At 32.2% G+C, this 2,899-nt stretch carries 3 protein-coding genes; all 3 read left to right on the forward strand.

The window, feature by feature from the left end:
- The first annotated feature begins 401 nt into the window (after positions 1-401).
- The 3 genes from B0A58_RS15740 to B0A58_RS15750 all read left to right on the forward strand — a co-directional run bounded on the left by B0A58_RS15740 (position 402) and on the right by B0A58_RS15750 (position 2,852).
- Positions 402-851, forward strand: a complete 450-nt coding sequence (locus B0A58_RS15740) for a hypothetical protein (protein WP_089081828.1) — start codon at positions 402-404, stop codon at positions 849-851.
- Between the two features lie 65 nt (positions 852-916).
- Complete coding sequence (locus B0A58_RS15745; protein WP_089081829.1) at positions 917-1,504, forward strand: CDP-alcohol phosphatidyltransferase family protein; 588 nt, start codon at positions 917-919, stop codon at positions 1,502-1,504.
- Positions 1,491-2,852 carry a phosphatidate cytidylyltransferase gene (locus tag B0A58_RS15750; RefSeq protein ID WP_089081830.1) on the forward strand — a complete coding sequence of 454 codons (1,362 nt, stop codon included), beginning with the start codon at positions 1,491-1,493 and terminating at the stop codon, positions 2,850-2,852. The genes B0A58_RS15745 and B0A58_RS15750 overlap by 14 nt, the downstream gene beginning before the upstream one ends.
- Positions 2,853-2,899: the final 47 nt, after the last annotated feature.

Raw genomic sequence — 2,899 nt, forward strand, 5'->3', positions numbered from 1 at the left:
ATTTCACAATATTATATTTCATTTGGAGTTCAATGAACGTTGTTTGGAACGGATAGCCCGACCCTTGGGGAACGCCCAAAAAAAAGTTTTTATTTGGTTTATGAAAAGTGCTTTTGGGAATTGTAGCTCTTTATTTTCAACGACTGGAACGTATTGGTGTGTTTGTAAGCCAATTCAAATTGATGCAAAAGTACTTCGTTTAGGGCCTTGTTGCTTGTGTTTTTTTATGACTTATTGTAATACCAAATATACATATAAAATATATTTGGTATAATTAAATTTCTTGATTTTTGTTATTTTTTGTGCTTTTCGCAATTATACGAATTATATTTATTACTTTTCGCCAAAAATAGTAGCCATCAGCACCCTATTTTTGGTGTTTTAATATTAATGTTTTGGCAATGAAAAATAAAATAGTTGTTGTTTTGGTTTTATTTACCCTTTCAAAGGTTAAAGCACAAAGTCCCGTGGCTTTTTATGTGTCTTACTATAATTCTGATAGATCTCAGTTAAAAATGGGGGCTGAATGGTTTAGTACGGCAGCTCGTTATCGTGTTTTTTATGGTATGGGCTATGGCATGGTAGCTACTCAGAAGCAATACAAAGGACTTTTGGATTACCATGTTTCGTGTAATACCAATAAGGGTTTTTTGTTTAAAGTGAGTGGTTCTGATGTAAATTTGGCTCCAACGGTTGGCATAAGTCTTTTGAATGCAATGGATTTGGATGTGGGGTATTCGTTTGCTATTAACAAAAAGGAAGTTCCTGTTATTCAGGGGTTTACCGTGGGATTTACGGTTAGATTGTCCAAAAACAAAAATGCTTTTGAAAAATGGCACATAGGATTTTGAAAAGGATGGTGTTTGATGCCCATGTTGATGTACTATTTTTTGAGTGTGAATGAAATTAAGTGTAAATGAAAACTAAAGAACAGATTTTTAATATTCCGAATTTACTTTCGTTTTATCGATTATTGGCTATTCCGTTGGTTATTTGGAGTTTGACAACAGGACAACGTAACTTATTTATTATTTTGATTAGTATCAATTTAATTACTGATGTTTTAGATGGTTGGTTGGCAAGGTATTTTCAACTTTGTACAGAATTTGGAGCCAGACTGGATTCGTTGGCAGATATTGGTACTTTTTTGTTATCCATTTGGGGTTTTTTAACTTTTGAAAAAACATTTGTTTTAGCACATCAAACGGCCTTTGTATTGCTATTTAGTTTTTATACTATTCCTCAATTGGTTTCTTTAATTAAGTTTAGAAGGCCAACGAGTTTTCATTTGTATTCAAATAAATTTGTGGGCTATGTTCAAGGAATTTTTATATTTACTTTTTTTGTATTTGGCTATCACAAAATTTATTTTTATTTTATGATTGTTGCAAGTTGTTTGGCCGATTTTGAAGTGTTTGTATTGGTTTTATATATGCCAAAAATCAAGTCGAATGCTAAAAGTTTGTATCATATTTTAAAAGCAAATCAAGATGTCAATTTATAATTTTGTACTTATTTATTTTTTAATAGGCGGTTTTGGCATTGCTATGATCAACCGAAAATCGCATCTTCAAGAAGCAAATGGCAATCGTTGGAAAAAATATTGGGTATATTTGCTATTGGTTTTGGTTCAATTATTTCTAATTGACAAAGGGTGGTATTTGTATTTTGGGGGTGTGGTGGTACTTATTGGGTTATATGAAATAGCTATTCATATCAAACAAACGAAGGCCTTACTACTTTCGTGGGGGGTGCTGCTGGTTGCAGGTGGGTTTTACATCACTTTTTTTTATCAAAATAATATTTTATATCAGCAATTGCTGTTTGTTACAGTTGTTATATTTGATGGTTTTTCGCAGCTTTTTGGACAACTTTTTGGCAAAACAAAATTATTTCCAGTTACCAGTCCAAACAAAACAGTAGAAGGACTATTGGGTGGCATTTTATCGGTTATGGTAACCTATTATTTTATTATAAATGCGTTTCATTTGGACTTGTTGCAGGTTTTTGTTTTAGGGGTTTTTATTTTATTTTTTGCTGTTTTAGGCGATTATTTAGCCTCGTTATTTAAGAGGCTACATCAAGTTAAGGATTATAGTCCAATCATACCAGGGCACGGTGGTATATTGGATCGTTTTGACAGTTTAATTTTGGCCAGTTTTGGGGGGTATATAGCGTTGAAGTTAGATTTTTCAAATCCTTATGTATTTATTTGTGTTGTATATGGCATTATTATTGCTGTTATATTTACAATATCTGAAATATTATTTCATTTTTACACCATAAAAGTTGAAATTACTAGAAAAATAACTCATTTTTTATCTGGGATTGTTTGTTTGTCTTTCCCTTATACGCTCCACAACCATTGGATTGGGTTGTTGCTTTGTATCTCATTTGTTGTGATTTTGTGGGTAAGCGAAAAATATCATTATTTGCAATCTATACACGCTATAGATCGTTTTTCGTTTGGATGTATCTTATTTCCTATAGCCGTATATGGTTGTTTTTTTGTTTATTGTACGATTTATAATCATAAAATATATTTTTATTTGCCCATTATTATTTTAGCAATAAGTGATCCTTTGGCTGCCTTATTTGGTAAAAAATTTCCTGTTGGGGTTTATAGACTGGGCGCCATCAAAAAAACCTTGATGGGTTCCGTGGTATTTTTTCTATCTTGTTGGGTTTTGGTTTGGATTGCTTTTGCCCAAAGCACTTTTCCTATTGAGTCTAAAGTGTTTAAAAGCATCGCCATTTCTGTTTTGGCAACTTTTACCGAAGCCATAAGCGGCAAAGGTTTTGATAATTTGTCTATACCATTGGTGGTCGAATTGTCATTGGTGTTGATGTAAGTATATAAAAACTTCATATTCAGTTTAATAGTGGTCTAGCCCCCTAT

Origin of the sequence: Flavobacterium branchiophilum NBRC 15030 = ATCC 35035, assembly GCF_002217205.1 — a bacterium.
GTDB lineage: Bacteria > Bacteroidota > Bacteroidia > Flavobacteriales > Flavobacteriaceae > Flavobacterium > Flavobacterium branchiophilum.